This window comes from Curtobacterium sp. AB7 (genome assembly GCF_044909335.1).
Taxonomy (GTDB): Bacteria; Actinomycetota; Actinomycetes; order Actinomycetales; family Microbacteriaceae; genus Curtobacterium.
In genome coordinates this window covers 1-4,063 of sequence record NZ_JBIYED010000016.1, presented here as the reverse complement: position 1 = coordinate 4,063, position 4,063 = coordinate 1, and the positions used below count along the sequence as shown (strand labels likewise).

The window sequence follows — 4,063 nt, the reverse complement described above, 5'->3', positions numbered from 1 at the left end:
GGGTGTTGGGTCTGTATTTTTTTACGGAGAGTTTGATCCTGGCTCAGGACGAACGCTGGCGGCGTGCTTAACACATGCAAGTCGAACGATGATGCCCAGCTTGCTGGGTGGATTAGTGGCGAACGGGTGAGTAACACGTGAGTAACCTGCCCCTGACTCTGGGATAAGCGTTGGAAACGACGTCTAATACTGGATATGATCACTGGCCGCATGGTCTGGTGGTGGAAAGATTTTTTGGTTGGGGATGGACTCGCGGCCTATCAGCTTGTTGGTGAGGTAATGGCTCACCAAGGCGACGACGGGTAGCCGGCCTGAGAGGGTGACCGGCCACACTGGGACTGAGACACGGCCCAGACTCCTACGGGAGGCAGCAGTGGGGAATATTGCACAATGGGCGAAAGCCTGATGCAGCAACGCCGCGTGAGGGATGACGGCCTTCGGGTTGTAAACCTCTTTTAGTAGGGAAGAAGCGAAAGTGACGGTACCTGCAGAAAAAGCACCGGCTAACTACGTGCCAGCAGCCGCGGTAATACGTAGGGTGCAAGCGTTGTCCGGAATTATTGGGCGTAAAGAGCTCGTAGGCGGTTTGTCGCGTCTGCTGTGAAATCCCGAGGCTCAACCTCGGGCTTGCAGTGGGTACGGGCAGACTAGAGTGCGGTAGGGGAGATTGGAATTCCTGGTGTAGCGGTGGAATGCGCAGATATCAGGAGGAACACCGATGGCGAAGGCAGATCTCTGGGCCGTAACTGACGCTGAGGAGCGAAAGCATGGGGAGCGAACAGGATTAGATACCCTGGTAGTCCATGCCGTAAACGTTGGGCGCTAGATGTAGGGACCTTTCCACGGTTTCTGTGTCGTAGCTAACGCATTAAGCGCCCCGCCTGGGGAGTACGGCCGCAAGGCTAAAACTCAAAGGAATTGACGGGGGCCCGCACAAGCGGCGGAGCATGCGGATTAATTCGATGCAACGCGAAGAACCTTACCAAGGCTTGACATACACCGGAAACGGCCAGAGATGGTCGCCCCCTTGTGGTCGGTGTACAGGTGGTGCATGGTTGTCGTCAGCTCGTGTCGTGAGATGTTGGGTTAAGTCCCGCAACGAGCGCAACCCTCGTTCTATGTTGCCAGCGGGTTATGCCGGGGACTCATAGGAGACTGCCGGGGTCAACTCGGAGGAAGGTGGGGATGACGTCAAATCATCATGCCCCTTATGTCTTGGGCTTCACGCATGCTACAATGGCCGGTACAAAGGGCTGCGATACCGTAAGGTGGAGCGAATCCCAAAAAGCCGGTCTCAGTTCGGATTGAGGTCTGCAACTCGACCTCATGAAGTCGGAGTCGCTAGTAATCGCAGATCAGCAACGCTGCGGTGAATACGTTCCCGGGCCTTGTACACACCGCCCGTCAAGTCATGAAAGTCGGTAACACCCGAAGCCGGTGGCCTAACCCTTGTGGAAGGAGCCGTCGAAGGTGGGATCGGTGATTAGGACTAAGTCGTAACAAGGTAGCCGTACCGGAAGGTGCGGCTGGATCACCTCCTTTCTAAGGAGCATCTGGCCTCGTGTGCCCTTCGGGGTGGGCGTGGTCCAGGCGCCGAGTAACCCGAACGTGGTTGCCGGTAGCTCATGGGTGGAACATTGACAGTGCAGTTGGGAGTGATGCTTCCGACCTCAGTACGCTCTGCTTGCAGGGTTGGGACGGGTTGGGGTGGAGCTTCCTGCTGGTGCACGTTGTTGGGTCCTGAGGGACCAGGCTTCCTGCTGACATGAGAGTGTCTGGTGGGGGTTGGGCCTGCGGGTCCTTCGTTGGGCTGCATGAAGCATCGTCGTTGGATGGTGGGGAGTGTGGTGCCGATCGTATGTTGAGAACTACACAGTGGACGCGAGCATCTTTGATTCGCGTCATCCAATCGACCGGGGTCTTCGGACTGATGGTTGTGGGTGATGACGGATCGCAATTTTAATCTTTGTGGTCAAGTTTCTAAGAGCAAACGGTGGATGCCTTGGCATCTGGAGCCGAAGAAGGACGTAGAAATCTGCGATAAGCCTCGGGGAGCTGATAATCGAGCCCTGATCCGAGGATTTCCGAATGGGGAAACCCCGCTGGGCGCTTTTGTGACCTGGTGACTCCCGCCTGAATATATAGGGCGGGTAGAGGGAACGTGGGGAAGTGAAACATCTCAGTACCCACAGGAAGAGAAAACAACATGTGATTCCGTGAGTAGTGGCGAGCGAAAGCGGATGAGGCTAAACCGATCATGTGTGATAGCCGGCGGGCGTTGCATGGTCGGGGTTGTGGGACACGTCACTCAGTTCTGCCGGACTGGGGCGGTTACAGCGCATCATAGTCGAACCGGTTTGAAAGCCGGGCCGTAGTGGGTGCCAGCCCCGTAGACGAAATGGTGTTATGGCCGGATGTGTATCCCAAGTAGCACGGGGCCCGAGAAATCCCGTGTGAATCTGTCAGGACCACCTGATAAGCCTAAATACTCCCAGATGACCGATAGCGGACAAGTACCGTGAGGGAAAGGTGAAAAGTACCCCGGGAGGGGAGTGAAATAGTACCTGAAACCGTTTGCTTACAAACCGTCGGAGCCTCCTTAGTAGGGGTGACGGCGTGCCTTTTGAAGAATGAGCCTGCGAGTTAGTGATATGTGGCGAGGTTAACCCGTGTGGGGCAGCCGTAGCGAAAGCGAGTCTGAATAGGGCGTTTGAGTCGCATGTTCTAGACCCGAAGCGAAGTGATCTATCCATGGCCAGGTTGAAGCGACGGTAAGACGTCGTGGAGGACCGAACCCACTTCAGTTGAAAATGGAGGGGATGAGCTGTGGATAGGGGTGAAAGGCCAATCAAACTTCGTGATAGCTGGTTCTCTCCGAAATGCATTTAGGTGCAGCGTTGCGTGTTTCTCGCCGGAGGTAGAGCTACTGGATGGCCGATGGGCCTCAACAGGTTACTGACGTCAGCCAAACTCCGAATGCCGGTGAGTGAGAGCGCAGCAGTGAGACGGTGGGGGATAAGCTTCATCGTCGAGAGGGAAACAACCCAGACTACCAACTAAGGTCCCTAAGCGTGTGCTAAGTGGGAAAGGATGTGGAGTTGCATAGACAACCAGGAGGTTGGCTTAGAAGCAGCCACCCTTGAAAGAGTGCGTAATAGCTCACTGGTCAAGTGATTCCGCGCCGACAATGTAACGGGGCTCAAGCACACCACCGAAGTTGTAGATTTCGCACATTGACAAGCCTTCGTGGTTCAGTCGTGCGGAGTGGTAGGAGAGCGTCGTGTGGCGAGTGAAGCGGCGGAGTGATCCAGCCGTGGACGCTACACGAGTGAGAATGCAGGCATGAGTAGCGAAAGACGGGTGAGAAACCCGTCCTCCGAAAGACCAAGGGTTCCAGGGCCAGGTTAATCCGCCCTGGGTAAGTCGGGACCTAAGGCGAGGCCGACAGGCGTAGTCGATGGACAACGGGTTGATATTCCCGTACCGGTGAACAACCGCCCAAGCTAATCCAGTGGTGCTAAGAGTCCTAACCCGGACGACCGGATCCCTTCGGGGTGATGGTGGCCGGTCTAACGCTCGACCCCATGCTGGTGCGGTTAGCGTATGAACAGGTGTGACGCAGGAAGGTAGCTGAGCCAGGCGATGGTATCCGTAAGGTGAACCTGGTGTAAGGATGTAGGGCTGACGATAGGCAAATCCGTCGTCTGTGTGCCTGAGATCCGACGCGTACCCGTAAGGGGAAATCAGTGATCCTATGCTGCCGAGAAAAGCATCGACGCGAGGTTGCAGCCGCCCGTACCCGAAACCGACTCAGGTGGTCAGGTAGAGAATACCAAGGAGATCGAGAGAATCGTGGTTAAGGAACTCGGCAAAATGCCCCCGTAACTTCGGGAGAAGGGGGGCCGGACACGTGACCGGATTTACTCCGTGAGCGTTGAAGGCCGCAGAGACCAGTGGGAAGCGACTGTTTACTAAAAACACAGGTCCGTGCGAAGTCGCAAGACGATGTATACGGACTGACGCCTGCCCGGTGCTGGAAGGTTAAGAGGAAGGGTTAGCCTTT

Annotated in this window: 2 rRNA genes; both read left to right on the top strand. The window is 56.0% G+C overall.

From position 1 onward, the window contains the following. Nucleotides 1–20 precede the first annotated feature (20 nt). A 16S ribosomal RNA gene (locus tag ABH929_RS18395) occupies nucleotides 21–1,542 on the top strand. A gap of 428 nt (nucleotides 1,543–1,970) precedes the next feature. Continuing rightward, nucleotides 1,971–4,063 (top strand): 23S ribosomal RNA (locus tag ABH929_RS18390); the annotation flags it as partial.